Source organism: Mesorhizobium escarrei (assembly GCF_935825525.1).
Classification (GTDB): domain Bacteria; phylum Pseudomonadota; class Alphaproteobacteria; order Rhizobiales; family Rhizobiaceae; genus Mesorhizobium; species Mesorhizobium escarrei.
The window spans coordinates 16273-42586 of record NZ_CAKXZT010000035.1; the positions used below are offsets into that span (position 1 = coordinate 16273).

Here is a 26314-nt window from a genome sequence, read left to right on the forward strand (position 1 = left end):
TCGGCCATTTCCGATGTTTAGTGCTTTTGCTCAAGCGACCTTGTCGATCAGCGGCTTGAGCACCGGATGGATTTCCGGCGAGGCGTGCTTGATCAGCGTCAGCAGCGCGCGCTCGTTCTCATGCAGCGGCCGGCCGCTGCCGATGCGCTCGGCCAGCCATTTCGCCTCGCTGGCGTCGGTGGTTTCGGCGCGGCGGGCCAGCGCCTCGGCTGCCTTGTTCTTCGATTCCCATTCGGATTCGATATCGCCCGGCGCGCGATAGGCTTCCATGATGCCGGCGAGACCGCCCGATACCATGCGGCCGAAGAAACCGCCGATCTTTGGATCGGCCTGCTCCAGGAAAGCATCTTGGCGCAACGCCACGTCGCGCGCGGGAGCTTCGTAGCCGACCGAGCACATGACGAAGTTGGCGATTGCCTTGACGAACAGATTATTCCACGACGGATCGTTGTTGGCTGCCGCGTTCCGCTCGTTGATCTTGAACAGCACCTCTGCCTCGGCGCGGGTGATGGCAATGTTGCCGTCGCCGCCATGGGCATAGAGGATGCGGCGCAGAAGCTCGACTTCAGCCTTGGCGATCAGCCCGGGAACCAGCTTGCCGCCATGCATCAGCGGCCCTTTGCCGTCGATGACGGCATCGGCGACCTGCTTCAGCGCATACACGCAAAGCCCGTTCGGCGACGACTTCGCTCTCTCCAAAACATGCACCAGCAGTTCGAGTTCGGTCCGGCTGTCGACCATGCCGTCGCGCGAAATCGCTCGGACCAGCCAGTCGGCATTGTCCTGCGAGATATAGCCCGCCGGCTTTTCCTGATGAACGATGAAGTCGGTGACGGCTTCGATGAAAAAGTCCGGCCATTCCGCGCATTTGTCCTTGGCCGTTGCGTCGACCGCAAACAGCGCCTCGGCCTCGCCGCACGTCACCACCCCGTCGCCGAACACCTCGCTGCGCAGCATGACCACGTCTTCCGCTGTGATCCGATTTTTCGAGGTCAGCTCGGCCAACGGCGCGCTCATCGTCAATTCGCCCATTTTCGTTCCCCGTCCAAATGTCGTTTGGACCCATATATCGGCAGTTCCTTGAGAAACCGGCAAACCGCGTGGTTAGCGAAGACTTGTCGGTAAGCTGTCGCTGGCAGGTGACAAGGTGTCGCCCACAGGCTATGGATGACGAGTCGAGGGCTCGAATCGAGTCCTACCTGTTTGCGGGAGAGAGCAGCGAGAGCTGCCGCCGAAGGGGAAATCGCCCGAAATCTCTCAGGCAAAAGAACCGTAGACGGGAAAGACACTCTGGAAAGTCGGGGTTTTTTTCGCCCCGCGCCGAAGGTGTAAGCGCTGCCGACAGAGTTACGGGGCGCGAGTCTCTCAGGCTTCAGACAGAGGGGCACGGACTGGTCGCCATTCGCGGCCGATTGCGTGCGACTCTGGAGACGACATGACGGGCGACGACAGCAAACACCTTCCCCTCGAAGACCTGCACCTGGCCGCCGGTGCCCGCTTTGGCGCGTTCGCCGGCTGGTCGATGCCGCTGACCTATCCGGCCGGCGTGATGAAGGAGCACCTTCACACCCGCGAACATGCAGGGCTGTTCGACATCTCGCACATGAGGCTGTTCGAGATCAGTGGCCCCGGCGCTGAAGCACTGCTCAATCGTGCCTGCCCGTTCGACGCCGGCGCGCTTGAGATTTCCCAGTCCAAATACACGTTCTTTCTCAATGAAGCGGCCGGCATCATCGATGATCTGATCGTCACCAGGCTCGGCCGGCAACGCTTCATGGTCGTCGCCAATGCCGGCAATGCCGATGCCGACGAAAAACACCTTCGTCAGCTTGCCTTGGATTTTGGGACAAAGGGGGATTTTGAGGCAAAGGGGGAGTTTGATGCCAAGGTGGACGCACTCGACCGCGTCTTCCTGGCGATCCAGGGCGCCGAAGCCTGGGCCGCCCTGTCGCGCGCCGGCATCGAAACCGGATCGCTGCTGTTCATGCACGGCTTCGAGCCCCGCGAGAACTGGTTCATGAGCCGCTCGGGCTACACCGGCGAGGACGGTTTCGAGATCGGCCTGCTGGAAGCGGAGGCGCGAAATCTCGTCGCCAAACTGCTCGAGGACGAACGCGTGATGTGGGTTGGGCTGGCCGCCCGTGACAGCCTGCGGCTCGAAGCAGGGCTGTGCCTGCACGGACTGGACATCACGCCCGAGATCGACCCGGCCAGCGCCGGGCTGATGTGGGCGATCCCGAAGGAGGTTCGCGCCTCCGGCGCTTTCATCGGCGCCGACGCATTGCGTGCAATCCTGGAGCGCGGCCCGGCGCAGAAGCGCGTCGGCCTGAAGCCGGAAGGCCGCCAGCCGGTGCGCGCGGGTGCAGCGCTTTTCGATGCTGACGGCAATCCCGCCGGCCACGTCACCTCCGGCGGTTTCGGCCCCTCGGCCGGCCATCCGGTCGCCATGGGCTACGTCCTGACAGCGCTGGCCAAACCTGGCACAAAACTCTTCGCCGAGGTTCGCGCGACCAAAATCCCGGTCGATATCAATCCCCTGCCCTTCACGCCGCATCGCTACCGCAAAGGATGAATTTAATGGCAAAGACCTATTTCACCGAAGATCACGAATGGCTCCGCGTCGAAGGCGGTGTCGCCACCGTCGGCATCACCGACTACGCGCAGGAACAGCTCGGTGATCTCGTCTTCGTCGATTTGCCGGAGCTTGGGAAAAAGCTGGCCAAGGGCGATACGGCGGTCGTGGTCGAATCCGTCAAGGCGGCATCCGACGTCTATGCGCCGGTCGACGGCGAGGTCACCGAGGCCAACACCGCGCTCTCGTCGGACCCGTCCCTGGTCAATTCGGCGGCGACCAGCGACGGCTGGCTGTGGAAGATGAAGCTGGCCGATGAAAGCCAACTCGAAGGTCTCCTGGATGAGGCCGCCTACAAAGCCCATATTGGTTGATAGAAGGACCAGGAAAGATGACTGCAGCACCCTACTCCTTCTCGGCCCGCCATATTGGCCCAGGCCTCAATGATGTCAGAGCCATGCTGGCGACGATCGGCGTTCCCTCGGTCGAGACGCTGATCAGCCAGGCTGTGCCGAAATCGATCCGGCTCGACCGGCCGCTGGCCCTGCCGGCCCCGGCGAGCGAAGCCGAGGCGCTGGCCGAGCTTTCAGCGACAATGGCCAAAAATACTGTTCTGAAAAGTTTCATCGGCGCAGGCTACCACGGCGTCCACGTGCCGCCGGTCATTCAGCGCAACCTGTTCGAGAACCCGGCCTGGTACACGGCTTACACGCCCTACCAGGCAGAGATCAGCCAGGGCCGGCTCGAGATGCTGTTCAATTTCCAGACTTTGGTCGCTGAACTGACCGGGCTGCCGGTGGCATCGGCCTCGCTGCTCGACGAGGCGACGGCGGTGGCCGAAGCGGTCGGCATTGCGTTACGCCATCACCGCGACAAGCGGACCAAGGTGGCGCTGGCCGGCACGCCGCATCCGCAGACGCTCGACGTCGTGCGCACCCGCGCCGAGCCGGTCGGCATCGAGGTCGACGGCGACACGATCGACGACAACACAGCCGCTCTGCTGGTCTCCTGGCCCGACACGTTTGGCGTCTATGGCGACCATAGGGCGGCAATCGAGCAGGCCCGCACCACCGGCGCGCTGGTCGTCTTCATTGCCGATCCGCTCGCCCTGACGCTGACCGACGCGCCGGCTGCGCTTGGCGCCGACATCGCCGTCGGCCCGATGCAGCGCTTCGGCGTGCCGATGGGCTTTGGCGGGCCGCATGCCGCCTATTGCGCCGTTTCCGACAGGCTGACACGGCTGATGCCCGGCCGCCTTGTCGGCCAATCCACCGACAGCAAGGGCCGGCCCGGCTATCGCCTCGCCTTGCAGACGCGCGAACAGCATATCCGCCGCGACAAGGCGACCTCCAACATCTGCACCGCGCAGGCGCTGCTCGCAAATATGGCGACGGCCTATGCGATCTGGCACGGCCCTGCTGGGCTGCAGGCGATTGCCGGTCGAATCCATGCATTGGCCAACCGGCTGGCTGCCGGTCTCAACGCAGCAGGAATTTCGGTGCTTGGCGCAAGCCGCTTCGACACAGTGACGGTGGAAGTAAAAGGCAGAGCCGGTGCAATCGCCGCCGCTGCTGAAAAGTCCGGCCGCTTGCTGCGCGTCATCGACGCCGACCACATTGGCATCAGCTTCGACGAAACCTCGACCGATGCCGATCTGGACGCCATAGCAGCACTGTTCGGCGCCAAGGCAGGCTCCGTCGCCGGCAGCACCGTGCCCGGAAAGCCGCGCGGCAAGGCGTTTCTCAGCCAGCCTGTCTTCCACGAAAACCATTCGGAAACCGAGATGATGCGCTTCCTGCGCCGGCTAGCCGACAAGGACCTGGCGCTCGACCGCGCCATGATCCCGCTCGGCTCCTGCACGATGAAGCTCAACGCCGCCGCCGAGATGATGCCGGTGAGCTGGCCAAGTGTCGCCAATTTGCATCCATTCGCGCCGGCCGGGCATTCGGCAGGCTATCGCGCCATGGTCGGCGAACTGGAAGCCTGGCTGGCGGAGATCACCGGCTTCGACGCGGTCAGCCTGCAGCCCAATGCCGGCAGCCAGGGCGAATATGCCGGGCTGCTCGCCGTTCGCAGCTACCACCGCTCACGCGGCGAAGCTCACCGCACCGTCTGCCTGATTCCGTCATCGGCGCATGGCACCAATCCGGCGAGTGCGGCGATGGCCGGCATGAGCGTAGTCGTCGTGCGCTGCACCGAGGATGGTAATATCGATATGGACGATATGAGTGCCAAAGCCAATGAGCATTCCAAGAATCTCGCCGCGCTTATGTTCACCTATCCCTCGACGCATGGCGTATACGAGGAAGGCGCGCGCCACCTCTGCGCCCTCATTCACGAGCATGGCGGCCAGGTCTATTTCGACGGCGCCAACCTCAACGCCCTGGTCGGCCTCGCCCGCCCCGGCGACATCGGCGCCGATGTCTGCCACATGAACCTGCACAAGACCTTCTGCATCCCGCATGGCGGCGGCGGTCCCGGCGTCGGCCCGATCGGCGTCAAGGCACATCTGAGACCGTATCTGCCCGGCCACGTCAGCGAAGGCTCGGGCCATGCCGTATCGGCCGCACCGTTCGGCAGCGCTTCGATCCTGCCGATCACCTGGATGTATATCCGCATGATGGGCGCTTCCGGCCTGAAGCAGGCGACCGAGACCGCGATCGTTTCCGCCAACTATGTGGCGACGCGGCTCGCACCGCACTTCCCGCTCCTCTACAAGGGCAGGCACGATCGCATCGCCCATGAGTGCATCCTCGACACCCGCGTGCTCAAGGACAGTGCCGGCATCAGCGTCGACGATATCGCCAAGCGGCTGATCGATTATGGTTTCCATGCGCCGACCATGTCGTTTCCGGTCGCCGGCACGCTGATGGTCGAGCCGACCGAGTCCGAGCCCAAAAGCGAGCTCGATCGCTTCTGCGAGGCGATGATCGCGATATCGGGCGAGGCAGCCAAGGTGGCGAAAGGCGAATGGCCCCTGGCCGACAATCCGCTGGTCAATGCGCCGCATACCGCCGCCGAGGCGCTGGCCGGACAGTGGACCCATCCCTATTCGCGGCTGGAGGCGGCCTACCCCGCCGGTGATGCCGACACATCGGCCAAATACTGGCCGCCGGTGTCGCGCATCGACAATGTCGCCGGCGACCGCAACCTCGTCTGCTCCTGCCCGCCGCTGTCGGAATATCTGGGGGCGGCGGAATAGAAACAGCCGACTGCGACGCAAACTGCCCCCTCATTTCCCGCGCACACGCAGTGAGGGTGGCTGACGCGGCAAACCCTGATGGCCGGAGTTACGACGCATTTCCGCCGCTTGGTTGTCGAATGGTTTTGCGGTAAGAGGCACCATCCTCGAACGGAACAGGAACCTCCGTCGCCTGCCCGCAAAAAGCGTGGCAGTATCGGGTGGTGATTCGCAGCATCGCAATCCAGGACCGGCATGGACGACAGCAACGATCTTTTCGGCAATTTGGACAAGCGGCCGCAACCGGTTCGCGCCACCGCGCGCCCGGCCGACCCGCTGGTGCAGGCGGCGAAGCGCCCGCCATCCCGCGACGGCAGCGAGAGCTACAGTGCCGCCGACATCGAGGTTCTGGAAGGGCTGGAGCCGGTGCGGCGGCGGCCCGGCATGTATATCGGCGGTACCGACGACAAGGCGATGCACCATTTGTTCGCCGAGGTCATCGACAACTCGATGGACGAGGCGGTCGCCGGCCACGCGACTTTCATCGATGTCGAGCTTTCGGCCGACGGATATCTGGCGGTGACCGACAATGGCCGCGGCATTCCGGTCGATCCGCATCCGAAATTCAAGAAGCCGGCGCTCGAAGTCATCATGACGACGCTGCATTCGGGCGGCAAATTCGACAGCAAGGTCTACGAGACCTCGGGCGGCCTGCACGGCGTCGGCGTCTCCGTCGTCAACGCGCTGTCGGACCATCTCGAGGTCGAGGTCGCGCGCGGCCGCCAGCTCTATCGCCAGCGCTTTTCGCGCGGTGTTCCGGTGACCGGCCTGGAGCAGCTCGGCGAGGTGCATAACCGGCGCGGCACCAGGATACGCTTCCATCCCGACGAGCAGATCTTCGGCAAGGGCGCGGCATTCGAGCCGGCGCGGCTCTACCGCATGACCCGCTCGAAAGCCTATCTGTTTGGTGGCGTCGAGATCCGCTGGACCTGCGACCCCTCGCTGATCAAGGAGAAGGACACGACGCCGGCCAAGGCCGAGTTCCATTTCCCCGGTGGCCTCAAGGATTATCTGAAAGCCTCGCTCGGTGACGAATTCCAGGTCACCCGCGAAATCTTTGCCGGCAAGAGCGACAGGCAAGGCGGCCACGGCTCGCTCGAATGGGCGGTGACCTGGTTCGGCGGCGACGGATTTCTCAATTCCTACTGCAACACCATTCCGACCGGCGAAGGCGGCACCCATGAGGCCGGCTTCCGCAACGTCTTGACGCGCGGCCTGCGCGCCTATGCCGAGCTGGTCGGCAACAAGCGTGCTTCGATCGTCACCTCGGAAGACGTCATGATCTCGGCGGCGGGAATGCTGTCGGTGTTCATCCGCGAGCCGGAATTCGTCGGCCAGACCAAGGACCGGCTGGCGACGATCGAGGCTATCAGGATCGTCGAGGCCGCGATCCGCGACCCCTTCGATCACTGGCTGGCCGACAACCCGCAGGAAGCTTCGAAGCTGCTCGAATGGGTGATCGCGCGTGCTGACGAGCGGGTGCGCCGCCGCCAGGAAAAGGAAGTCTCGCGCAAGAGCGCGGTGCGCAAGCTGCGGCTGCCCGGCAAGCTCGCCGACTGCACGCAGAATGCCGCGGCCGGCGCCGAGCTCTTCATCGTCGAGGGCGATTCGGCCGGCGGCTCGGCAAAACAGGCGCGCGACCGCGCCAGCCAGGCAGTGCTGCCGCTGCGCGGCAAGATTCTCAACGTCGCCAGCGCCGGCAACGACAAGCTGGCTGGCAACCAGCAAATTTCCGACCTGATCCAGGCGCTGGGCTGTGGCACGCGGTCAAAATACCGCGATCAGGATCTGCGCTACGACCGGGTCATCATCATGACCGACGCCGACGTCGACGGCGCCCATATTGCTTCGCTGCTGATCACCTTCTTCTATCAGGAGATGCCGAGCCTGGTCCGCGAAGGCCATCTCTACCTGGCGGTGCCGCCGCTTTACTCGATCCGGCAAGGCGGCAAGGTCGCCTATGCCCGCGACGATGCGCACAAGGACGAACTTCTGCGCACCGAGTTCACCGGGCGCGGCAAGGTCGAAATCGGCCGCTTCAAGGGGCTGGGCGAAATGATGGCCGCCCAGCTCAAGGAAACCACCATGGACCCGAGAAAGCGCACACTGCTCAGGGTCGACGTGATCGACGCCGAGGCGGCGACCAAGGACGCGGTCGACGCGCTGATGGGCACCAAGCCGGAAGCCCGCTTCCGCTTCATCCAGGAACGCGCGGAGTTTGCCGAGACGGAAGTGCTGGATATCTGAGCTAACCAGCTAGCGTCGAATGCGGAGTTCCCGGATAAGGCCTAAGCCGCAGCGATCGCCAGCGCGTGGCCGCGCGCGTTTTCGCGCAGCGCATCGAGGTGGATCGATTTGATCAATCCGGCGAGATCGCCTTCGGCGGACTGCCCGCCCAATTCCTTCAGCATCAGCCAGCTGACTTCCTGGACGCCGGCGAGGCGCTTACCATTGGCGACCTCGCGCCAGATCTTTAGCGCGCGCAGGATGATCGCGTGCGTGGCCGCGGCCAGGCCGGCGCTGCGGAGCAGCGCCTGCAGCGCCACGTCGTGCCCGCCGGCCAGCAGCGCCCTCACCCGTTGTTCGGATTGCTGGCTGAGCGCGACCAGCGCCGAGCCGAAGAAATCGACTTTGCCGTGCGCGATGGTGCGAATGATGAAGCTTGCGGTCAGGTCGCCGCGCAGGCGCAGATGCTCGATGAGCGCTGCATGTTCTTCCTGGCGCGTGCCTTCGATCAGCGTCATGGAAGCCTTGACGCAGGCGTCGCGCATGACGCGCTCGGTTCTGGCACGGCCCATCAGCGCCAGCACCAGCGGCGAACCTTTGAGCGTTTCACCAAGTTTTATCAGCAGCATATGCCGGCAGTCGGCGGGCAGGCGCGCATCCGATATCAGCGCTTCGCGCACCGAGGGCAGATGGCCATGGCGTTCGGCGATACGGCGGAAGCTGAGCGAAGCGATGTCGGCGGCGCTGTTGGCGAGAAGCGTGGCGCAGGCTTCCGGCTCGCCGATTTCGGCGATCGCGGCGGCGACCGCCATGGAGACGCGCGGACGATCGGCGATCAATTTCTGGATCGCCTTCTGGCCGCCGGCAACCCGGTCGATCAGATCGGCATCGGTGAGCATCGGCGAGCGGGCCAGCACCAGGCTGGCCACTTCCGGCTGATCCGACGCCAGCGCGCTGATGATCTGCAGCGGCGCGTGATGGCTCATCGACAGCGCCTCTGCAATCGCCAGCCGCACTTTCGACGAAGCATCGTCGAGCAGCAGCGTCAGTGCGGCCTCCGCCGCGCAGCGATCCTCGAAAGGCAGCTCGGCATTGATATAGGCGCGAGCCAATGCGCTTGCTGCCGCGGCGCGCTCAGAGACCCTTGCCGTGTGGATCCATTTCAGGAAATGCGAAACAACCATGCCGTCCGGTACGCCCCTAGCCCGAGTCCGTTCCCGCCCCAGAGAAGACCGTAGGCAGAAATGGTTTACGAACGGTTCACCATGTTTGTTAACTGCGCCTGTTTGTTAACTTGCTTGCGAGCGCGGTATGCAGCGCCTATCAACCCTTGGAGCGACGTGCGCGCTTTCGGAAAGCACGCTAACACTTTGAATCTTCGCATCGCGCTTTCCGAAATCGATTCCGATTTTCGAGGCGATGCGGCAGCGGAGGAGATCGACCATGGCGGGGCTTTATCTGGAAGAGTTCGTCGTCGGCCATGTCTTCCGCCACGCGCTGCGGAAAACCGTCACTGAAAGCGACAACATGCTGTTTTCGGTAATGACGCTGAACCCGCAGCCGCTGCACATCGATTTCGACTTCGCCGCCAGAAGCGAATGGGGCAAGCCGCTGGTCAATTCGCTGTTCACGCTGGGCCTGATGATCGGTATTTCGGTGAACGACATCACCGTCGGCACTACCATCGCCAATCTCGGCATGAAGGAGACGGTGTTTCCGCATCCGGTCTTCCACGGCGACACCATCCGCGTCGAGACGACGGTGGTGTCGGTGCGCGACTCCAGGTCGAAGCCGGACCGCGGCATCGTCGAATTCGAGCACCGCGCCTACAACCAGAACGACGTGCTCGTCGCCAAATGCACGAGGCAGGCAATGATGATGAAGAAGGCGGCCTGACCGATGCGCTCGCTGCTGTTCGTTCCCGGCGATTCGGAAAAGAAGCTGGAAAAGGCGATTGGCGCCGGCGCCGACGTGGTCATCGTCGATCTCGAGGATTCGGTCGCGCCACAAAACAAAACCTTGGCCCGCGATATCGCCGCACGCTTCATCACCGGACACAGGCATCAGACCAGATCCGCGATCTATGTCCGCATCAACGATCTTTCGACCGACCTGCCCGACGAGGATCTGGCGGCACTCGTGCCCGTGAAACCCGACGGCATCATGCTGCCGAAGTCGAACAGCGGACAGGATGTCCAGCAGCTCTCGGCCAAGCTCAGGGTGCACGAGGCCGAAAGCGGGCTGCCGGACGGTGCGCTAAAAATCCTGCCGATCATCACTGAAACAGCTGCCGGCGTGCTGGCGGCTGCGACCTACGCCAAGGCAAGTGCTCGGCTTGTCGGTGTAACCTGGGGTGCGGAAGATCTCTCGGCAGCAATCGGTGCGCGCACGGCCCGTGACGAGAATGGCCGCTACACCGATGTGTTCCGCTTCGCCCGCACCATGACCATCCTCGCCGCCGGTGCCGCGGAAGTCGCGGCGATCGACACGGTTTTTCCGCACTTTCGCGACATGGCCGGCTTCGCGGCGGAATGCGCAGAAGCCGAGCGCGACGGCTTCACCGGCAAGATGGCGATCCATCCGGCGCAAGTGCCGGTCATCAACGCTGCCTTCACGCCGTCGACCGAGGCGGTGAAACACTCCCTGGCGATCGTCGAGGCATTCGAGGCGGCTGGAAATCCCGGCGTCGTCGGCATCGGCGGCAAGATGTACGACCGGCCGCATCTCAAACTGGCCGAGCGGCTTCTGGCACGCGCCAGGGCGGCGGGGATTTCGGCCTAGTCTTCCCCAGCCTAACCCTTTCCCCAATGAGGCCGGCGCATCGAGAAGATCTCGCTGACGCTGGCATAATCCATATAGCCGAGACGGCCGACATTGCCCGCCATGACGATGTCGAAGATGCCGTCCTTCAGGAATGCATCGTCGATGTGCACGCCGACGACTTCGCCGGCAACGACGACAGCGCTGGTCGGTGTCCCGTCCAGCGCCTTTGGCCGCAGGATCTCCGTCACACGGCATTCAAGCGCCGCCGGCGCCGCCGCGACGCGGGGCGGCGCAACCAGCCGCGACGGGGCCATAGCGAGATCGGCATAGTCGAATTCGGTGACGCCGCGCGGCGCATCGACCGCGGTGCGGACCATTTTTTCAGCGAGATCGCGACTGACGAGATTGGCGACGAACTCGCCCGTTTCTTCGGCGAATGTGGCGCTGTCCTTCTCGCCTTCGGACGAAAACCAGACGATGAAGGGCCGCGTCGAAAAAGCATTGAAGAACGAATAGGGAGCGAGGTTGACCTCGCCGGCACTGTTCACCGTCGAGATCCAGCCGATCGGCCGTGGCGCCACGATCGCCTTGGATGGATCATGCGGCAGCCCATGCCCCTTTGCCGGCTCGTAGAACATTCAGCCCACCCATGGACCTGCATAATCGGCATAGAGCTTTGCCGGATCAGGCCGCGGCCGCTCCGGCGCCGGCCCTTGGTAGGTGCCGATATGGATGAAGCCGACGACCCGCTCATGCGGCGCCAGCCCGAGGATCGCCCTGCCCTCCGGCACATCGGAATACCAGTTGCTGATCATGTTGGTGCCATAGCCCAGCGCATTGGCTGATAGTATCAGGTTCATCGCCGCCATGCCGCCGGACAGGAACATTTCCCATTGCGGGATTTTTGGGTTTTCCTTCGGGCTCGAAACCACGCCGATCACCAGCGGCGCGCGCGAAAAACGCGCCAGTTCCTGGTTGTGGCGGCCTTCCGGCAGCGGACCTTCGCGCTGTGCGGCAAGTGCGGCCAGCTTCTTGCCGATCTCGACGCGCGCCTCGCCCCGGTAGAGGATGAAGCGCCAGGGCTCGAGCCGGCCGTGGTCCGGCACCCGCGAGGCGGCGGCAATCATCGTCGCGATGTCCGCGTCGCTGGGTGCCGGTTCCTTCAACTCAGGGATCGGGGCGGAATTTCGGGTCAGCAGAAAGTCGATGATCGACGACGCCATGGGCGCAAGTCTCCTTGGAATTTGAGCTGAAGCGCACCATCCGGGCATCGGGCGGCTCGGGCATTGGCGCGGCGCGCCGACAAAGAGCCTCTAGCAGAAGCTGATCGGACTCTTAAGCCTTGAAATTGCCACCGCCTTGGGCTTCAACGCAAGCCATGTTTGAGGGGACATTGCGTCTTATTCTGATCTGGCTCGCTGCCGCACTGTTGATGGTGCCGGTTTCGCTTGCCGTAGCTCAGGATGCGGACGGCCTCGGTGATCTCAAACTTCCCGGAATTTCGAACTATGCGCCCCCCAAAAGCGAGACACCGCTGGCATCGGGGAGCAGCGGCGCGATCACGCTGTCGGCGCAATTGACCGACAAGGGCGCCGACATCACGCGCGGCATCGTCTGGCGCGTCTTCAAGCCTGACCCCACCGGCGACGGCAAGCTGCCGATGGTCGCTTCCGCCCATGGCGGCAGCGCGGTGTTCCAGCTCGAGCCCGGCAGCTATCTTGTCCATGCCTCTTACGGCCGGGCCGGCGCCACCAAGCGCATCACCGTCGGCAAGGACGCCAAGCGCGAAAGCCTCGTGCTCGATGCCGGCGGACTCAAGCTCGATGCCGTGCTGTCGGGCGGGGTGCGCATACCGCCGAAGAAACTGCGGTTTTCGATCTATGAAGGCCAAGCCGAAGCCAATCACGATCGCGCCCTGATCATACCCGACGTCGAGCCGAACAGCGTCGTGCGGCTGAACGCGGGCGTCTACCACGTCGTTTCGACCTATGGCTCGGTGAACGCGGTCATCCGCTCCGACATCCGCGTCGAGGCCGGCAAGCTGACCGAAGCGGCCGTCGAGCATCGTGCGGCGGAGATGACCATGAAGCTGGTGCGCGAGCCGGGCGGAGAGGCGATCGCCGACACCTCCTGGTCGTTGCTCAACGAATCCGGCGATCCCATCCAGGAGACCGTCGGCGCCTTTGCTTCGATGGTGCTTGCCGAGGGCGACTACACCATCATCGCCAAGAACCGCGACCGCATCTACCAGAAGGATTTTACCGTCGTGGCCGGGCAGAACAAGGAAATCCAGGTTCTGGCCACAGAGGCCTCGGCGATCGATCCCCAGGAAGGCGCCGACTAAATCGTCGGGGCACTGCCTTACAGGTTTCCGCGATCAGGCCGCCTTGCGCATGCGTCGCGGCAGAAACTGGCCGCGGCCGCGCGGTTCGGCCGGGGCCAGATCGAAGACAGCCCGGTAAAGCCGCTCGAGCAAAGCCTTGCGGTCGCGCAGCGGCTCCAGTTCGTCCCATCCCAGCACATCGCCGACGCGCACGTCGATCGATTTGCCGGACAGTCGGGCGAATTCGTGGATGAGCAGGGAAATGCGCAGCGTCAGTGAAGCCCTGCCGACGAACTTCGCCACGCGCCCGTCACGCTCGGCCAGGTTCATTGGGCCGCTGACCAGATGGAACAGCCGACCGTTCTGACCGGTAAAGTGCATTGGGACAACCGATGCCTTGGCATCCTGAACGAGACGAGCCGGAAACATCTTCCACGGCAGGTCGCGCGCCCGGCCAAAACCTTTCGGCGCAGTGGCGACGCCGCCCGCGGGGAAGACGACGATGATGACGCCGTCTTTCAGCAGCCGCACCGCCACATGGCGCACCGCCATGTTGTTCCTGAGCGCGTCCTTGGTCTCGGAAAAGTCGATCGGCAGCGAATAAGGCTCCATCTCGCGGATCTTGAGCAGATCCTTGTGGATCATGACGCGGAACGGGCGCCGAAGCTGCTCGGCCAGCGACAGCACCGCAATGCCGTCGCCGATGCCGAACGGATGGTTGGCGACGATCACCAGCGGCGTGTCAGGCAATTTCTCCGGCGGCCATTGGCCGGTGGTCTGCACCTCGACATCGATCAACTCCAGCATGCGGCTGAACACGCGCTCACCGGTCGGCGCCACGTGGCGCCGCCAAAAGTCATAGAGCGCCGCGAAGCGATCGCGACCGGACAGGCCTTCGATGGAGTGGATGAACCAGCGCGTCAATGCCGGCTGATGCGGGCTGGCATAGGAAAGCTCGGGAAACGGTCTTTCGCGCATCTTCAGCTTGAGCATGAGGCTCGTTACAAGGCTGGCGTGACAAGCGTATGAAATGGGGTGCAGGTGAAAGGCGGCGGATCGCTGCACCGCCGCCATTCCATCGACAATCCGGCTGAACTCAGGCCGCTCGTTTGCGCTTACGGTCGGGCGTCACCGCTTCTTCGACAAGCATCGCCACCGCCTGGCCAAGGCCGAGCGATTCCTGGTCGCGCGAGCCGAGCCGGCGGATGTTGACCGTCTCTTCCTCCGCCTCGCGCTTGCCGCAGACGAGGATGACCGGAACCTTGGCCAGGCTGTGCTCGCGGACCTTGTAGTTGATCTTCTCGTTGCGAAGATCGGCTTCCGCCAACAATCCGGCCGCCTTCAGCTGCGCGACGACCTTTTGCGCATAATCGTCGGCGTCGGAGGTGATCGTTGCAACCACCACTTGCAGCGGTGCGAACCACAGCGGGAAATGGCCGGAATAGTTCTCGATCAGGATGCCCAGGAAACGCTCCATCGAACCGCAGATGGCGCGATGCACCATCACCGGTTGCTTTTTTTCCGAATCGGAACCGATGTAGAAGGCGCCGAACCGTTCCGGCAGGTTGAAATCAACCTGCGTGGTGCCGCATTGCCAGTCGCGGCCGATGGCGTCCTTCAGCACATATTCGAACTTCGGCCCGTAGAACGTGCCCTCGCCCGGATTGACGCCCGTCTTGATCCGGTTGCCCGACCGCGCCGCGATCTTGTCGAGCACGTCCTGCAGCACGCCCTCGGCATGATCCCACATCGCGTCGGTGCCAACCCGTTTTTCGGGGCGGGTCGCTAGCTTGACGGTGATTTCGTCGAAGCCGAAATCGGCATAGGTCGACAGGATCAGGTCGTTGATCCTGATGCACTCGTCGGCGAGCTGTTCCTCGGTGCAGAAGATGTGGGCATCGTCCTGGGTAAAGCCGCGCACGCGCATCAGCCCATGCAGCGCGCCGGACGGCTCATAGCGATGCACATTGCCGAATTCCGCAAGTTTTACTGGCAGATCGCGGTAGGACTTCAGCCCGTGCTTGAATATCTGGACGTGGCCGGGGCAGTTCATCGGCTTCAGCGCAAACACCCGGTCGTCGTCGGTGTCGTCGCCGGCAACCGTCACCTTGAACATATTGTCCCGGTACCAGCCCCAGTGACCTGACGTCTCCCACAGGCTCTTGTCGAGCACTTGCGGCGCGTTGACTTCCTGATAGCCCTGCTCGTCGAGCCGGCGGCGCATGTAGTTGACCAGGTTCTGGAACAGTCTCCAGCCCTTGGCATGCCAAAAGACGACGCCCGGCCCCTCTTCCTGGAAATGGAACAGATCCATTTCGCGGCCGAGCTTCCTGTGGTCGCGCTTTTCGGCTTCCTCCAGCATGGTCTGATAGGCATCGAGCTGCGCCTGATCGGCCCAGGCAGTGCCATAGATGCGGGTCAGCATCGGGTTGTTCGAATCGCCGCGCCAATAGGCGCCGGCCACCTTCATCAGCTTGAAGGCGCTGCCGATCTGTCCGGTCGAGACCATATGCGGGCCGCGGCAGAGGTCGAACCAATCGCCTTGCGCATAGATCTTGAGGTCCTGATCTTCGGGAATGGCGTCGATCAGTTCCAGCTTGTAGCGCTCGCCCTTGTCGGCAAAGATTTTCTTCGCCTTGTCGCGCGACCAGACCTCTTTGGTGAACGACTTGTTGCGCGCGATGATCTCGCGCATCTTCTTCTCGATCACCGGGAAATCATCGGGCGTGAACGGCTCGTTGCGGGCAAAATCATAGTAGAATCCGTTCTCGATCACCGGGCCGATGGTCACCTGCGTACCCGGCCACAATTCCTGCACGGCTTCGGCCAGAACGTGCGCTGCGTCATGGCGGATGAGCTCCAGCGCGCGCGGATCCTCGCGGGTGATGATCTCGACCTTGCCGGACTTGCCGAGCGGGTCGGAAAGATCGCGCACCACGCCATCGATCGAGTAGGCGACCGCCTTCTTGGCCAGCGACTTCGAGATCGATTCCGCCAGGCCGGCGCCGGTCATCGCCGCATTGTAGTCGCGGACCGAGCCATCGGGAAATGTCAGGGAAACGGAATTCAGCATAAAATTCTCCTATCCAGTCCCGCAAACGAGCGCGGGTGGTGAAATGCATGTCGCCCAAAAGTGTGCAGCGATTTTGGGTCGACGACATGCATAAAGTAAAATGCCGGAAGCGTCCGGCGGCAGTCTTTTATGGGCAGATTCCCGTCCCGTAAAGGCGGATGGCCGATCACTTGCTCTAGTTGATGAGATTCGGCAGCTCTTTCAGGAACATCGCCCGCGACTGAGGACCCTTGGGCGTATCGGAACGTGTCGTATCGATTACCAGGCGGGCAAAGACGATGCTGCGAGCATCCTTGTTGGCCCAGCCGACAAACCAGCCAAGCGAGCGCCAGCCAAGCGAGCGCTTGTCGGCGCTGTCGCCAAGCCTGGTGGTCCCGGTCTTGCCCTGGACCGTCCAGCCACCTGACCGGAAGCTCGGCAAGATCGCCTTGGTCATCGCGTGGGACTTGTCCGAAACCGGCAGTTCGCCGGCAAGCAGCCGGCGGAGGAAATTCACCTGTTCGACCGGCGATATCTCAAGGGAAGAATTCACCCAGGACCGGGTGAGGCCATCATTCTTGCCGGCAGTGCCGGCAACATCGGTGTTGCCGTAGCCGAATTTCGAGACGTAGCCGGCAAACCGCTCGCTGCCGAGCCGGCGGGTGATTTCCTGCGAAAACCACAGCACCGAGTCCTTTTCCCAGATCGTCGGGTCGACGGTTTTCTGGTCGCGCTTGACCGCCTTGAACTCGGGCTTGTAGTTCCAGGCCGGCGTGTGCTCGTCGCTCAGGATTCCCGCGTCATAGCCGATCAGGGCCAAGGGGACCTTGAACGTCGAGGCGGGACTGAAGCGCTGGTCGCAGACCCCGTCCCGATACAGCGTTTCACCGCTTGCAGCATCCAGGATCAGCGTGCATTCGACGTCCTTCAGCGGCGCCGATTGAGCGCCGATCGGAAAACCAAAAAGCCAGGCCAGAAGGTAGATAACCAAGGCGAAAACGAATGGACGGCGGTCTATCTGGCGCATTGGCAATCTCTCCTGATGGCTATCAGGAGCGGCTTAGCGAGGCGTCTTGTCTCGATTTTGTCTTAAATGCGAAACGTGCGGTTAAGGTTTGCAAATCGGAAAGATCCTGCTCGGCTGCAGAGCTTACGCCCCACCGGCAGTATCCGAATCACTGCGCTTTTTTCCGAGCCGCCAGTACCGCCAGGGCGTGAACCATACATAGCGCTCAGTCAGCACCTCCGGCACGCGGTCGATGCCATGCGTCCCGCCCGGCCCGCAACGCAGCACGCGGAAAAAACCCACCCAGCCGCCGGCCCATAGCCCATGGCGGGCGATCGCTTCGTGCGCGTACTCGGAACAGGTCGGCAAATGCCGGCAGGAATTGCCGACAAAGCCGGACAGCGTCAGTTGGTAGAAGCGCACGAGCGACGTGCCCAAAATTCGGCCTGGCGTCTTGCGCCAGGGGCCCGGCCAGTTGCGTGTGTATCGCGGCCGCTGATGCGTGTGATCCGTCGCCATTTGACGGCTAAGCTGCCTGTTCGGCGCGCTTCTTCTCGATCTGGCCGATCGCGTCGACCACGGCATCGAAGGTCAGCATGGTCGAGGCATGGCGCGCCTTGTAGTCGCGCACCGGTTGGAGATATCTGAGGTCGGCGAAGCGGCCTTGCGGCGGCGCGCCATTTTCCTTCAGCATCTTCAACATCGTCTCGCGAACGCTGCGCAATTCGTCCGCGCTGGCGCCGACGACATGCTGCGCCATGATCGAGGACGACGCCTGGCCAAGCGCGCAGGCTTTGACGTCATGGGCGAAATCGGTGACGATGCCGTCATCCATCTTCAGATCGATGGTCACGGTCGAGCCGCACAGCTTGGAATGCGCGCGCGCGGTTGCATCGGGATGGTCGAGCCGGCCGATCCGCGCGATATTCCCGGCAAATCCCAGAATTTTCGCATTGTAGACTTCGTCGATCATATTTTTCCAATCCGTCGCCGCCGAGCGAACAGCGATTGCCGCAGACGGTCTTCCTTTCGCTCGCAACGATCATATATAATGCTGGTACTCGGGTATGGGCAAGGCAACCAACAACCTCGCCCCTGCTCAAATCACTTCACGCCGCTTACGGGCTGGAAACAGGGCACGTTTCTAACACCCGAAAGGTCGTGGTCCGTTCAACTCGTTCCTCCTGAGAGGGGAACTACGGGAGACGCCTTTATGGATGCCGTCATCAAGAAACTCATGCCCTCGTCCGCCTATATGGAAAAGCCGGTCACCGACCGGCCGAGCGAAGCCGAAGCCGAGGCCGCGGTTCGCACGCTGTTGCGCTGGACCGGCGACAATCCGGACCGGGAGGGCCTGGTCGATACGCCAAAGCGTGTGGTAAAGGCCTATCGCGAAATGTTCGGCGGCTACGACAAGTGCCCGGCCGAAGAACTCGGCCGCACCTTCGAGGAAGTCGCCGGCTATGACGACCTTGTCCTCGTCAAGGATATAACGTTCCATTCGCATTGCGAGCACCACATGGTGCCGATCATCGGCAAAGCGCATGTCGGCTATCTGCCGGACGGCAAGGTCGTCGGCCTGTCCAAGATCGCCCGCGTCGTCGATATCTTTGCCCAGCGCCTGCAGACCCAGGAAGCGATGACCGCACAGATCGCCGGCGTCATCCAGGATGTGCTCAATCCGCGCGGCGTCGCCGTCATGCTCGAAGCCGAGCATATGTGCATGGCCATGCGCGGCATCCGCAAGGAAGGCTCGACGACGCTGACCTCGACCTTCACCGGCGTCTTCAAGGACACGCCCGAGGAACAGGTCCGTTTCGTCACCATGGTGCGCGGCGGCAGGGGCTGAACGATCGTCGCCGGCCGCCAGCCATGATCGCGAGAAATGAGAACCGGTTCTCGGATCAGATCATGGCCAAACAACAAGACAGAGCCTCGCCCATTCCGATCCTGTCGGACTGGGCGAGGCTCTGAACAAGGACCGGCGATGTCGGCAGTGGAATTTCCGAAAGCTCCATCAGACAAGAAAACACTGGAAGAAAGCACGGTCTTTTCGCCGCGCTTCGATGCCGGCGGCCTCGTCACCGTCGTCGTGACCGATGCCGAAGACGGCATACTGCTGATGGTCGCGCATATGAACGCCGAGGCGCTGGCGCTGACGCTGGAAACCGGTATCGCCCACTACTGGTCGCGCTCGCGCAGCGCTCTTTGGAAGAAGGGCGAAACGTCCGGGAATGTCCAGAAAATCGTCGAGATGCTCACGGATTGTGACCAGGACGCAATATGGCTGCGCGTCAAAGTGATGGGGCACGACGCAACCTGCCACACCGGCCGGCGTTCCTGCTTTTATCGGACGGTGGGACTGATCGACGGCAAAGGGACGCTTGCCAGCGATGGCAGCAAGCCGCTGTTCGATGCGCAAGAAACGTATCGAAAGCCCCATGAACCATCCATTTGAACCATTCGCCGAACTGCAATCACGTATATTCATGATTTCGATACGGCCTGCCGATAATTTATCCGCGGGACAAGGGAGATTGTGATGCTCGACTGGGCGTCATTGCATAGCAGACCTGACGTTCGGGAGGCCAATGGCCTTTCATCGTCCGCCGGTGCATCCGAAACGAGCCCCGCCAGGAAAACAGGCATTTCGCTGGCATTGGGCGGCGGCTGCGCGCGTGGCTGGGCCCATATCGGCGTGCTGCGGGCGCTCGACGAAGCCGGCATCGAAGTGTCGATGATCGCCGGCACCTCGATCGGCGCGCTGGTCGGCGGCTGCTACCTTGCCGGCAAGCTGGATGAGCTGGAAGAATTCGCCAGAAGCCTGACCAAGCGGCGCATTTTTGGTCTTCTCGACCTCAATTTGCGCGGCAGCGGACTGTTCGGCGGCATGAAGCTCGATGCACGGCTGCGCGAGCACATGGCCGGCATCCGTTTCGAGGATCTGCCCAAGCCTTTCGTCTGCGTCACCACGGAGATCCGCACCGGCCATGAAATCTGGCTGTCGGGCGGCTCGCTGATCACCGCCATGCGCGCCTCCTACGCCCTGCCCGGCGTGTTCGAACCGGTCAGTTGCAACGGGCGCGTGCTGGTCGACGGTGCGCTGGTCAATCCGGTCCCGGTCTCGGTCTGCCGCGCCTACGAGCAGCCGCTCGTGGTGGCGGTGAACCTTCACTACGATCTGTTCGGCCGTGCCGCCGTCATCAAGCACAGCGCCGGCGAACTGGTTGTCGAGAAGAACGCGCCAAGGCCCGGTCTGATCGACACAGGGCACCAATACCAGACACGGCTCGGCATTACCGGCGTTATGGTCGAAGCCTTCAACATCATCCAGGATCGCATTTCGCGGGCGCGACTTGCCGGCGACCCGCCCGATATATCGCTGCAGCCAAAGCTCAGCCATATCGGCCTGACCGAATTCCACCGCGCCGACGAGGCGATCCGCACCGGCTATCAGGTGACAATGGCCCAGATCGACGAGTTGGCCCGCCTGCAGACGGTTCTTGCCTGAAGCGCGACCCGAACTGAAGGTCCGCGCAGAAAACGGAAGCTATCCTCATGCGCGTGCGGCATCGACGATGCGGAACTGCACCGTGCGGTTGCCGTTCCAGTGATTGCCCGACAGCGAACCGGCGACATGCACCCGCTTGCCCCTGTTCTTGAACAGGAATTCGCCGAGCACCGTATCGACAGCGCGAAACGCGATCGCCTGGATGCGGCCACCGCTTTCCGACTGCAACTCGGCGCGGATGTGATTGGTGCCGACCGGCCTCGCATCGGCAAGGCGATGGCGCGGCAGCGCAAAGACCGGCGCGACATGCCCGGCGCCGAACGGGCCGGCTTTCTCCAGTGCATCGAGCAGGCCAAGCGTCGCGCCCTCGGCGGCCAGCGCACCGTCGATCGCCAGGCTTTCCTCGCCTTGCAGCCGGAACACCTCGGCCGCCGCTCGTTCCTCGAAGAAAGCCCTGAGCGCGCCAAGTTTCGCCCACTCCACCGTGATGCCGGCCGCCATGCCATGGCCGCCACCCTTGACGATCAGCCCGGCAATGGACGCCTCGCGCACCAGCCGGCCAAGATCGAAGCCCGACACCGAACGGCCCGACCCGGTGCCGACGCCGTTGGCGTTGAAGGCAATGGCGAAAGCCGGCCGGCGCGCATGGTCCTTGAGCCGCGAGGCCAGCAGGCCGACGATGCCCGGATGCCAGTTGGAGCTGGCGGTGACGACGATGGCTGGCCCATTGCCGCCGGCAAGTTCGGCATCGGCCTCGACGCGTGCGGCGGCCAGCATCTCCAGTTCCATCTGCTGCCGCTCCTGATTGAGCCGGTCCAGCGTCTCGGCGATGGTGCGGGCCTCGACGGGATCGTCGCTGGCAAGCAGGCGGCTGCCGAGTGCTGCGTCGCCAATGCGCCCACCGGCATTGATGCGCGGGCCGATCAGATAGGCCAGATGAAAGGTGCTGACCGGCTCGCCGATGCGCGAGACCCGCGCCAATGCCGCCAATCCTTCGTTCCTCTGCTGGCGTGCGATCTGCAGTCCCTTGACCACGAAGGCGCGGTTGACGCCGGTCAGCGGCACCACGTCGCAAACAGTCGCCAGGGCGACGAGGTCGAGCAAGCCGAGCAGGTCCGGCGGTGCGGCATCCGGCAACCGGCCGCGCAGGATCTTCGCCGTCTGCACCAGCGCCAGGAAGACGACGCCGGCGGCACAAAGATGGCCCTGCCCCGAAAGGTCGTCCTCGCGATTGGGATTGACGACCGCAACCGCTGCCGGCAACGGACCGCCGAGCTGGTGATGATCGAGCACCACGACATCGGCGCCGGCAACCTTCGCCGCGTCGACGGAGACGGCGCTGTTGGTGCCGCAATCGACGGTGACGATCAGCGTCGCGCCGCGCGAGACGAGTTCGCGCATCGCTTCCGGATTGGGGCCGTACCCTTCGAAGATACGGTCCGGTATGTAGACCTCTGCAGGCACCGAGAAATGCGTGAGGAACCGCTTGAGCAGCGCCGACGAGGCCGCGCCGTCGACATCGTAGTCGCCGAAGATCGCCACCTTTTCCCTGGCAACGACTGCCCCGGCGATGCGAGCGGCGGCCTTGTCCATGTCGGTCAGCGACGCCGGGTCCGGCAAAAGGTCGCGGATGGTCGGATCAAGGAACCGCTCGGTCTGCTCGGCGGTCACGCCGCGCCCGGCAAGCACACGCGCGACGATGTCCGGCACGCCATAGCCTTGCGCTATGGCAAGCGCGGTCATGTCCTGCCGCTCGGTCAACCGGTGTTCCCAGGAAACACCTGATGCCGACTGCCTGACATCGAGGAAGATACGGTTTTCGCCCGTCATGCGACGCGCCGTCTGCGGATTGTCATTTCTCACAATATGCGACGGCAAGCCCGAGTCGGGAATCAAAACTTTTCCAGATCCTGGTGCTTGGCCCTGATCTCGCGCACGGTGCGCGACGACGAGCGCAACACGATCGTATGCGTGGTGATGGAATTGCGGCCGAACTTGACGCCGGCCAGCATGTTGCCGTCGGTCACGCCGGTTGCTGCGAACAGCACGTCGCCGCGCGTCATGTCTTGCGCGCGGTAGACCCGCCTCGGATCAAGGATGCCCATCTTCGCCGCGCGCGCCAGCTTTTGCGGCGTGTCGAGGATCAGCCTCCCCTGCATCTGGCCGCCGGTGCAGCGCAACGCTGCCGCCGCCAGCACACCATCCGGCGCGCCGCCGGTGCCGAGATAGATGTCGATGCCGGTTTCGTCCGGATCGGTGGTGTGGATGACGCCGGCGACGTCACCATCGCCGATCAGCCGGATCGCAGCGCCCGTGGCGCGCACCGCCTCGATCAGCGCGCCATGGCGCGGCCGGTCGAGGATGCAGGCGGTGATCTCCGACACCGCCACGTCCTTGGCCCTGGCCAGGCTGGCGATGTTTTCGGCCGGCGAAGCATCGATGTCGATGACGCCGTCCGCATAACCCGGGCCAATGGCGATCTTGTCCATATAGACGTCGGGCGCGAACAGAAGGCTGCCCTTTTCCGCGATGGCGATGACCGCCAGTGCATTAGGCAGGTTCTTGGCGCAGATCGTCGTGCCTTCGAGCGGATCGAGCGCAATATCGACCGCGGGGCCTTTGCCGGAACCGACCTCTTCGCCGATATAGAGCATCGGCGCCTCGTCGCGCTCGCCTTCGCCGATCACCACCGTGCCATTGATGGCGAGGCGGTTGAGTTCTTCGCGCATCGCGTCGACCGCGGCCTGGTCGGCGGCCTTTTCGTCGCCGCGCCCGCGCAATCTGGCTGCCGCAACGGCGGCGCGTTCGGTCACACGCACCAGTTCCATGGTGAGTATCCGGTCAAGGCCGGCGACGATGTTCTGGGCAACGTTCATCGGTGGACATTCCTCGTTGGCACATTGCCTCCCGCCAGAGGCGCGCCGGTTGTCTCAAAGCTCCATGACAACAGCAAGACCTCTGCGGGTCCTTTTTGAAAACACAAGGATATCAATCGATTGATGGAGAAAAGAGATATGCCTATTCCGCCCGCTCGATGCGGATGACCTGCGGCTTGTCGGTCAGATGATCGTCCTTGGTGATGCCGTCGACGGCCTTGCGGACCGCCGCTTCCGTCGTCTCGTGAGTAACGAGGATCACAGTCTTCTGCAACGCGGTATCCGGCCCGGCGGCGTGCTGCACGATCGATTCCAGCGAAATGTCGTTGTCGGCCATGCGCTTGGCGATGGCGGCAAAGACGCCGATGCGGTCATGCACGGTCAGCCGAATGAAATAGCCGCCCGCATGGCTGCGCATCTGCGCCTTCTTGTACGGCCGCAATTCCTTCGCCGGCAGGCCGAAGACTGGGGCGTGCTGGAAGCCGGGCCGGCTCTTGGCAATGTCGGCAATGTCGCCGACCACCGCCGATGCGGTGGCGTTGCCGCCGGCACCGGGACCGGAGAGCAAAAGCTCGCCAAGGATATCGGTTTCGATGGCCACCGCATTGGTGACGCCGTGCACCTGCGCGATGACCGAGGCCGTCGGCACCATGGTCGGGTGCACGCGCTGTTCGATACCGCTTTCCGTGCGCTGGGCGACGCCGAGCAGCTTTATCCGGTAGCCGAGATCGCCGGCCGCGCGGATGTCGGCCTGACTGATGTTGGAAATGCCTTCCATATAGATGTCATTGGCGGCAATCCTCGTGCCGAAGGCAAGGCTGGTCAGGATCGACAGCTTGTGCGCGGTGTCATGGCCCTCGATGTCGAAGGTCGGGTCGGCCTCGGCATAGCCCAGCCGCTGCGCATCCTTCAGGCAGTCGTCGAACGAAAGGCCCTCGGCTTCCATGCGGGTCAGGATGTAGTTGCAGGTGCCGTTGAGGATGCCGAAGACGCGGGTCACCGAATTGCCGGCCATCGCCTCGCGCATCGTCTTGATGACCGGAATGCCGCCCGCCACCGCCGCCTCGTAATTGAGCAGAACGCCCTTCTTCTCGGCGGTCTCGGCCAGCGCCACGCCGTGCTTGGCAAGCAGCGCCTTGTTGGCGGTGACGACGTGGCGGCCGGCTTCAAGCGCCGCTTTCACGGATGAATGCGACGGCCCTTCGTCGCCGCCGATCAGCTCGACGAAGACATCGATCTCGGCGGTCTGCGCCATTGCCACCGGATCGTCGAACCACTTGGCCGCGCCGAGATCGACGCCGCGGTCGCGTTTGGGATCGCGGGCCGAAACGGCCGACACGACGACCTCGCGGCCGCATTGCCGCGTCAGTTCAGCCGCCTTGTCGCGCAGCACGCGCGCCACCGACGCGCCGACGGTGCCAAGACCGGCGATTCCAACACGCAACGCTTCAGCCATGTCCGGCGACGCCCCTCAAGAATTTGGTCGATATGGTATCAGGCAACTCAACGATGGGCGGCGAGCGGCACCACATTGTTGGGCTGTTTGGCGCTGGACGCCAGGAAGCGCTTGATGTTGCGCGCCGCCTGCCGGATCCGGTGCTCGTTCTCGACCAGCGCGATGCGCACATGGTCGTCGCCATGCTCGCCGAAGCCGACGCCCGGCGCCACTGCCACGTCGGCATGCTCGATCAGAAGCTTGGAGAATTCGAGCGAGCCGAGATGTTTGAACGGCTCCGGGATGGGCGCCCAGGCGAACATCGACGCCGCCGGCGCCGGGACGACCCAGCCGGCGCGGCTGAAGGCGTCGACCATGACGTCGCGGCGCTTGTGGTAGATGTCGCGCACTTCGGCGATATCGGCGCCGTCGCCGTTGAGCGCATGCGCGGCCGCCACCTGGATCGGCGTGAAGGCGCCGTAGTCCAGATAGGATTTCACCCGCGTCAGCGCCGAGATCAGCCGCTCGTTGCCAACGGCAAAACCCATGCGCCAGCCGGGCATCGAAAAGGTCTTCGACATCGAGGTGAACTCGACCGCCACGTCGATCGCGCCCGGCACCTGCAGCACCGAAGGCGGCGGATTTCCGTCGAAATAGATTTCCGAATAGGCAAGGTCCGACAGGATGATGATGTCGTTCTTCTTGGCGAAGGCCACCACCTCCTTGTAGAAATCGAGCGAGGCGACCTGCGCCGTCGGGTTCGACGGATAATTGAGGATCAACGCCAGCGGCTTCGGGATCGAATGGCGGATGCCGCGCTCCAGCGCCGGAATGAAGCCGTCGTCCGGCTCCACCTGCAACGAGCGGATGACGCCGCCCGACATGATGAAGCCGAAAGCGTGGATCGGATAGGTCGGGTTTGGGCACAGGATCACGTCGCCGGGCGCGGTGATGGCCTGCGCCATATTGGCAAAACCCTCCTTCGAGCCCAGCGTCGCCACCACTTGCGTGTCCGGGTCGAGTTTCACGCCGAAACGGCGGGCATAGTAATTGGCCTGGGCGCGGCGCAGGCCCGGAATGCCGCGCGACGATGAATAGCGATGCGTGCGCGGGTCGCGCACCACCTCGCACAATTTGTCGACGATGGCCTTGGGCGTCGGCAGGTCCGGATTGCCCATGCCAAGGTCGATGATGTCGGCGCCGCGCGAGCGGGCGCTGGCCTTCAGCCGGTTGACCTGCTCGAAGACGTAAGGCGGAAGCCGGCGGACCTTGTGAAATTCTTCCATATCAGTTCCAGTGGTTGGTCAAT

General features: G+C 63.5%; 23 protein-coding genes and 1 riboswitch. Of the genes, 10 read left to right on the plus strand and 13 right to left on the minus strand.

What is annotated here, in order from left to right; translation table 11 throughout:
- Positions 1–30 precede the first annotated feature (30 nt).
- A complete protein-coding gene (locus NMG80_RS02700; protein ID WP_254016711.1) occupies positions 31–1032 on the minus strand; it encodes a hypothetical protein in 1002 nt (333 codons plus the stop codon).
- 164 nt (positions 1033–1196) lie between these two features.
- Positions 1197–1283: riboswitch (glycine riboswitch) on the plus strand.
- Positions 1284–1435: 152 nt separating this feature from the next.
- Between NMG80_RS02700 and gcvT the strand changes: the two genes are divergently transcribed.
- The 4 genes from gcvT (at position 1436) to parE (ending at position 8060) form a co-directional block, all read left to right on the plus strand.
- On the plus strand, positions 1436–2572 hold the full coding sequence (gcvT, locus tag NMG80_RS02705) for a glycine cleavage system aminomethyltransferase GcvT (RefSeq protein ID WP_254016712.1): 1137 nt from the start codon (positions 1436–1438) through the stop codon (positions 2570–2572).
- 5 nt (positions 2573–2577) lie between these two features.
- Positions 2578–2946, plus strand: coding sequence for a glycine cleavage system protein GcvH (gene gcvH / locus NMG80_RS02710; RefSeq protein WP_254016713.1), 369 nt, complete (start codon positions 2578–2580; stop codon positions 2944–2946).
- 17 nt (positions 2947–2963) lie between these two features.
- Positions 2964–5774, plus strand: coding sequence for an aminomethyl-transferring glycine dehydrogenase (gcvP, locus tag NMG80_RS02715; RefSeq protein ID WP_254016714.1), 2811 nt, complete (start codon positions 2964–2966; stop codon positions 5772–5774).
- A 234-nt stretch (positions 5775–6008) separates the two neighbouring features.
- Positions 6009–8060: a DNA topoisomerase IV subunit B gene (parE, locus tag NMG80_RS02720; RefSeq protein WP_254016715.1), complete on the plus strand. Its 2052-nt coding sequence runs from the start codon at positions 6009–6011 to the stop codon at positions 8058–8060.
- Between the two features lie 41 nt (positions 8061–8101).
- Here parE and NMG80_RS02725 read toward each other — a convergent pair whose 3' ends face one another.
- On the minus strand, positions 8102–9223 hold the full coding sequence (locus NMG80_RS02725) for a DUF2336 domain-containing protein (protein ID WP_254016716.1): 1122 nt from the start codon (positions 9221–9223) through the stop codon (positions 8102–8104).
- Positions 9224–9458: 235 nt separating this feature from the next.
- Between NMG80_RS02725 and NMG80_RS02730 the strand changes: the two genes are divergently transcribed.
- Positions 9459–9935 carry a MaoC family dehydratase gene (locus NMG80_RS02730; RefSeq protein WP_436798532.1) on the plus strand — a complete coding sequence of 159 codons (477 nt, stop codon included), beginning with the start codon at positions 9459–9461 and terminating at the stop codon, positions 9933–9935.
- A gap of 3 nt (positions 9936–9938) precedes the next feature.
- A complete protein-coding gene (locus tag NMG80_RS02735; RefSeq protein WP_254016718.1) occupies positions 9939–10820 on the plus strand; it encodes an HpcH/HpaI aldolase/citrate lyase family protein in 882 nt (293 codons plus the stop codon).
- A gap of 11 nt (positions 10821–10831) precedes the next feature.
- Here the strand turns inward: NMG80_RS02735 and NMG80_RS02740 are convergent, their stop codons facing one another.
- Together NMG80_RS02740 and NMG80_RS02745 are read right to left on the minus strand one after the other, a co-directional pair.
- The gene (locus NMG80_RS02740) at positions 10832–11440 is read right to left on the minus strand and encodes a flavin reductase family protein (protein ID WP_254016719.1); all 609 of its coding nucleotides are present in this window, start codon (positions 11438–11440) and stop codon (positions 10832–10834) included.
- Positions 11441–12025, minus strand: coding sequence for a nitroreductase family protein (locus tag NMG80_RS02745; RefSeq protein WP_254016720.1), 585 nt, complete (start codon positions 12023–12025; stop codon positions 11441–11443).
- Between the two features lie 155 nt (positions 12026–12180).
- Between NMG80_RS02745 and NMG80_RS02750 the strand changes: the two genes are divergently transcribed.
- Positions 12181–13146: an RgsD C-terminal domain-containing protein gene (locus tag NMG80_RS02750; protein ID WP_254016721.1), complete on the plus strand. Its 966-nt coding sequence runs from the start codon at positions 12181–12183 to the stop codon at positions 13144–13146.
- Between the two features lie 33 nt (positions 13147–13179).
- On the opposite strand, the gene NMG80_RS02755 is transcribed toward NMG80_RS02750, so the two are convergent.
- The 5 genes from NMG80_RS02755 to NMG80_RS02775 form a co-directional block, all read right to left on the minus strand.
- Positions 13180–14118 (minus strand): lysophospholipid acyltransferase family protein, encoded by a 939-nt coding sequence (locus NMG80_RS02755; RefSeq protein WP_254016722.1) that lies wholly within the window; start codon positions 14116–14118, stop codon positions 13180–13182.
- 103 nt (positions 14119–14221) lie between these two features.
- The gene (thrS, locus tag NMG80_RS02760) at positions 14222–16198 is read right to left on the minus strand and encodes a threonine--tRNA ligase (RefSeq protein ID WP_254016723.1); all 1977 of its coding nucleotides are present in this window, start codon (positions 16196–16198) and stop codon (positions 14222–14224) included.
- 175 nt (positions 16199–16373) lie between these two features.
- On the minus strand, positions 16374–17204 hold the full coding sequence (gene blaOXA, locus NMG80_RS02765; RefSeq protein ID WP_254016724.1) for a class D beta-lactamase: 831 nt from the start codon (positions 17202–17204) through the stop codon (positions 16374–16376).
- 123 nt (positions 17205–17327) lie between these two features.
- Entirely contained in the window at positions 17328–17702 is a 375-nt protein-coding gene (gene yidD, locus NMG80_RS02770) for a membrane protein insertion efficiency factor YidD (protein ID WP_254016725.1), read from the minus strand.
- Positions 17703–17709: 7 nt separating this feature from the next.
- Positions 17710–18156: an iron-sulfur cluster assembly scaffold protein gene (locus NMG80_RS02775; protein WP_254016726.1), complete on the minus strand. Its 447-nt coding sequence runs from the start codon at positions 18154–18156 to the stop codon at positions 17710–17712.
- Positions 18157–18396: 240 nt separating this feature from the next.
- On the opposite strand from NMG80_RS02775, the gene folE reads away from it, so the two are divergent.
- From folE to NMG80_RS02790, 3 genes are all read left to right on the plus strand, one after another.
- Positions 18397–19032, plus strand: a complete 636-nt coding sequence (gene folE / locus NMG80_RS02780; protein WP_254016727.1) for a GTP cyclohydrolase I FolE — start codon at positions 18397–18399, stop codon at positions 19030–19032.
- Positions 19033–19170: 138 nt separating this feature from the next.
- On the plus strand, positions 19171–19641 hold the full coding sequence (gene hisI, locus NMG80_RS02785) for a phosphoribosyl-AMP cyclohydrolase (RefSeq protein WP_254016728.1): 471 nt from the start codon (positions 19171–19173) through the stop codon (positions 19639–19641).
- An 84-nt stretch (positions 19642–19725) separates the two neighbouring features.
- Positions 19726–20694, plus strand: coding sequence for a patatin family protein (locus NMG80_RS02790; protein WP_254016729.1), 969 nt, complete (start codon positions 19726–19728; stop codon positions 20692–20694).
- A 45-nt stretch (positions 20695–20739) separates the two neighbouring features.
- Here the strand turns inward: NMG80_RS02790 and recJ are convergent, their stop codons facing one another.
- The 4 genes from recJ to NMG80_RS02810 all read right to left on the minus strand — a co-directional run bounded on the left by recJ (position 20740) and on the right by NMG80_RS02810 (position 26291).
- A complete protein-coding gene (gene recJ, locus NMG80_RS02795) occupies positions 20740–22524 on the minus strand; it encodes a single-stranded-DNA-specific exonuclease RecJ (RefSeq protein WP_254016730.1) in 1785 nt (594 codons plus the stop codon).
- A 62-nt stretch (positions 22525–22586) separates the two neighbouring features.
- A complete protein-coding gene (glpX, locus tag NMG80_RS02800; RefSeq protein ID WP_254016731.1) occupies positions 22587–23570 on the minus strand; it encodes a class II fructose-bisphosphatase in 984 nt (327 codons plus the stop codon).
- 142 nt (positions 23571–23712) lie between these two features.
- A complete protein-coding gene (locus NMG80_RS02805; protein WP_254016732.1) occupies positions 23713–25026 on the minus strand; it encodes a homoserine dehydrogenase in 1314 nt (437 codons plus the stop codon).
- A gap of 47 nt (positions 25027–25073) precedes the next feature.
- The gene (locus NMG80_RS02810) at positions 25074–26291 is read right to left on the minus strand and encodes an LL-diaminopimelate aminotransferase (protein ID WP_077383891.1); all 1218 of its coding nucleotides are present in this window, start codon (positions 26289–26291) and stop codon (positions 25074–25076) included.
- Between the last annotated feature and the right edge of the window lie 23 nt (positions 26292–26314).

Coding starts and splice junctions, on each gene's coding strand:
- gcvT (WP_254016712.1), top strand. CDS start 1,436: ATGACGGGCGACGACAGCAAACACCTTCCCCTCGAAGACCTGCACCTG.
- thrS (WP_254016723.1), bottom strand. CDS start 16,198: ATGCTGAATTCCGTTTCCCTGACATTTCCCGATGGCTCGGTCCGCGAC.
- NMG80_RS02730 (WP_436798532.1), top strand. CDS start 9,459: ATGCGGCAGCGGAGGAGATCGACCATGGCGGGGCTTTATCTGGAAGAG.
- folE (WP_254016727.1), top strand. CDS start 18,397: ATGGATGCCGTCATCAAGAAACTCATGCCCTCGTCCGCCTATATGGAA.
- NMG80_RS02755 (WP_254016722.1), bottom strand. CDS start 14,118: ATGCTCAAGCTGAAGATGCGCGAAAGACCGTTTCCCGAGCTTTCCTAT.
- hisI (WP_254016728.1), top strand. CDS start 19,171: ATGTCGGCAGTGGAATTTCCGAAAGCTCCATCAGACAAGAAAACACTG.
- NMG80_RS02725 (WP_254016716.1), bottom strand. CDS start 9,223: ATGGTTGTTTCGCATTTCCTGAAATGGATCCACACGGCAAGGGTCTCT.
- NMG80_RS02750 (WP_254016721.1), top strand. CDS start 12,181: ATGTTTGAGGGGACATTGCGTCTTATTCTGATCTGGCTCGCTGCCGCA.
- recJ (WP_254016730.1), bottom strand. CDS start 22,524: ATGACGGGCGAAAACCGTATCTTCCTCGATGTCAGGCAGTCGGCATCA.
- blaOXA (WP_254016724.1), bottom strand. CDS start 17,204: ATGCGCCAGATAGACCGCCGTCCATTCGTTTTCGCCTTGGTTATCTAC.
- NMG80_RS02805 (WP_254016732.1), bottom strand. CDS start 25,026: ATGGCTGAAGCGTTGCGTGTTGGAATCGCCGGTCTTGGCACCGTCGGC.
- glpX (WP_254016731.1), bottom strand. CDS start 23,570: ATGAACGTTGCCCAGAACATCGTCGCCGGCCTTGACCGGATACTCACC.
- NMG80_RS02740 (WP_254016719.1), bottom strand. CDS start 11,440: ATGTTCTACGAGCCGGCAAAGGGGCATGGGCTGCCGCATGATCCATCC.
- NMG80_RS02810 (WP_077383891.1), bottom strand. CDS start 26,291: ATGGAAGAATTTCACAAGGTCCGCCGGCTTCCGCCTTACGTCTTCGAG.
- yidD (WP_254016725.1), bottom strand. CDS start 17,702: ATGGCGACGGATCACACGCATCAGCGGCCGCGATACACACGCAACTGG.
- NMG80_RS02745 (WP_254016720.1), bottom strand. CDS start 12,025: ATGGCGTCGTCGATCATCGACTTTCTGCTGACCCGAAATTCCGCCCCG.
- NMG80_RS02790 (WP_254016729.1), top strand. CDS start 19,726: ATGCTCGACTGGGCGTCATTGCATAGCAGACCTGACGTTCGGGAGGCC.
- gcvP (WP_254016714.1), top strand. CDS start 2,964: ATGACTGCAGCACCCTACTCCTTCTCGGCCCGCCATATTGGCCCAGGC.
- parE (WP_254016715.1), top strand. CDS start 6,009: ATGGACGACAGCAACGATCTTTTCGGCAATTTGGACAAGCGGCCGCAA.
- NMG80_RS02775 (WP_254016726.1), bottom strand. CDS start 18,156: ATGATCGACGAAGTCTACAATGCGAAAATTCTGGGATTTGCCGGGAAT.
- NMG80_RS02700 (WP_254016711.1), bottom strand. CDS start 1,032: ATGGGCGAATTGACGATGAGCGCGCCGTTGGCCGAGCTGACCTCGAAA.
- gcvH (WP_254016713.1), top strand. CDS start 2,578: ATGGCAAAGACCTATTTCACCGAAGATCACGAATGGCTCCGCGTCGAA.
- NMG80_RS02735 (WP_254016718.1), top strand. CDS start 9,939: ATGCGCTCGCTGCTGTTCGTTCCCGGCGATTCGGAAAAGAAGCTGGAA.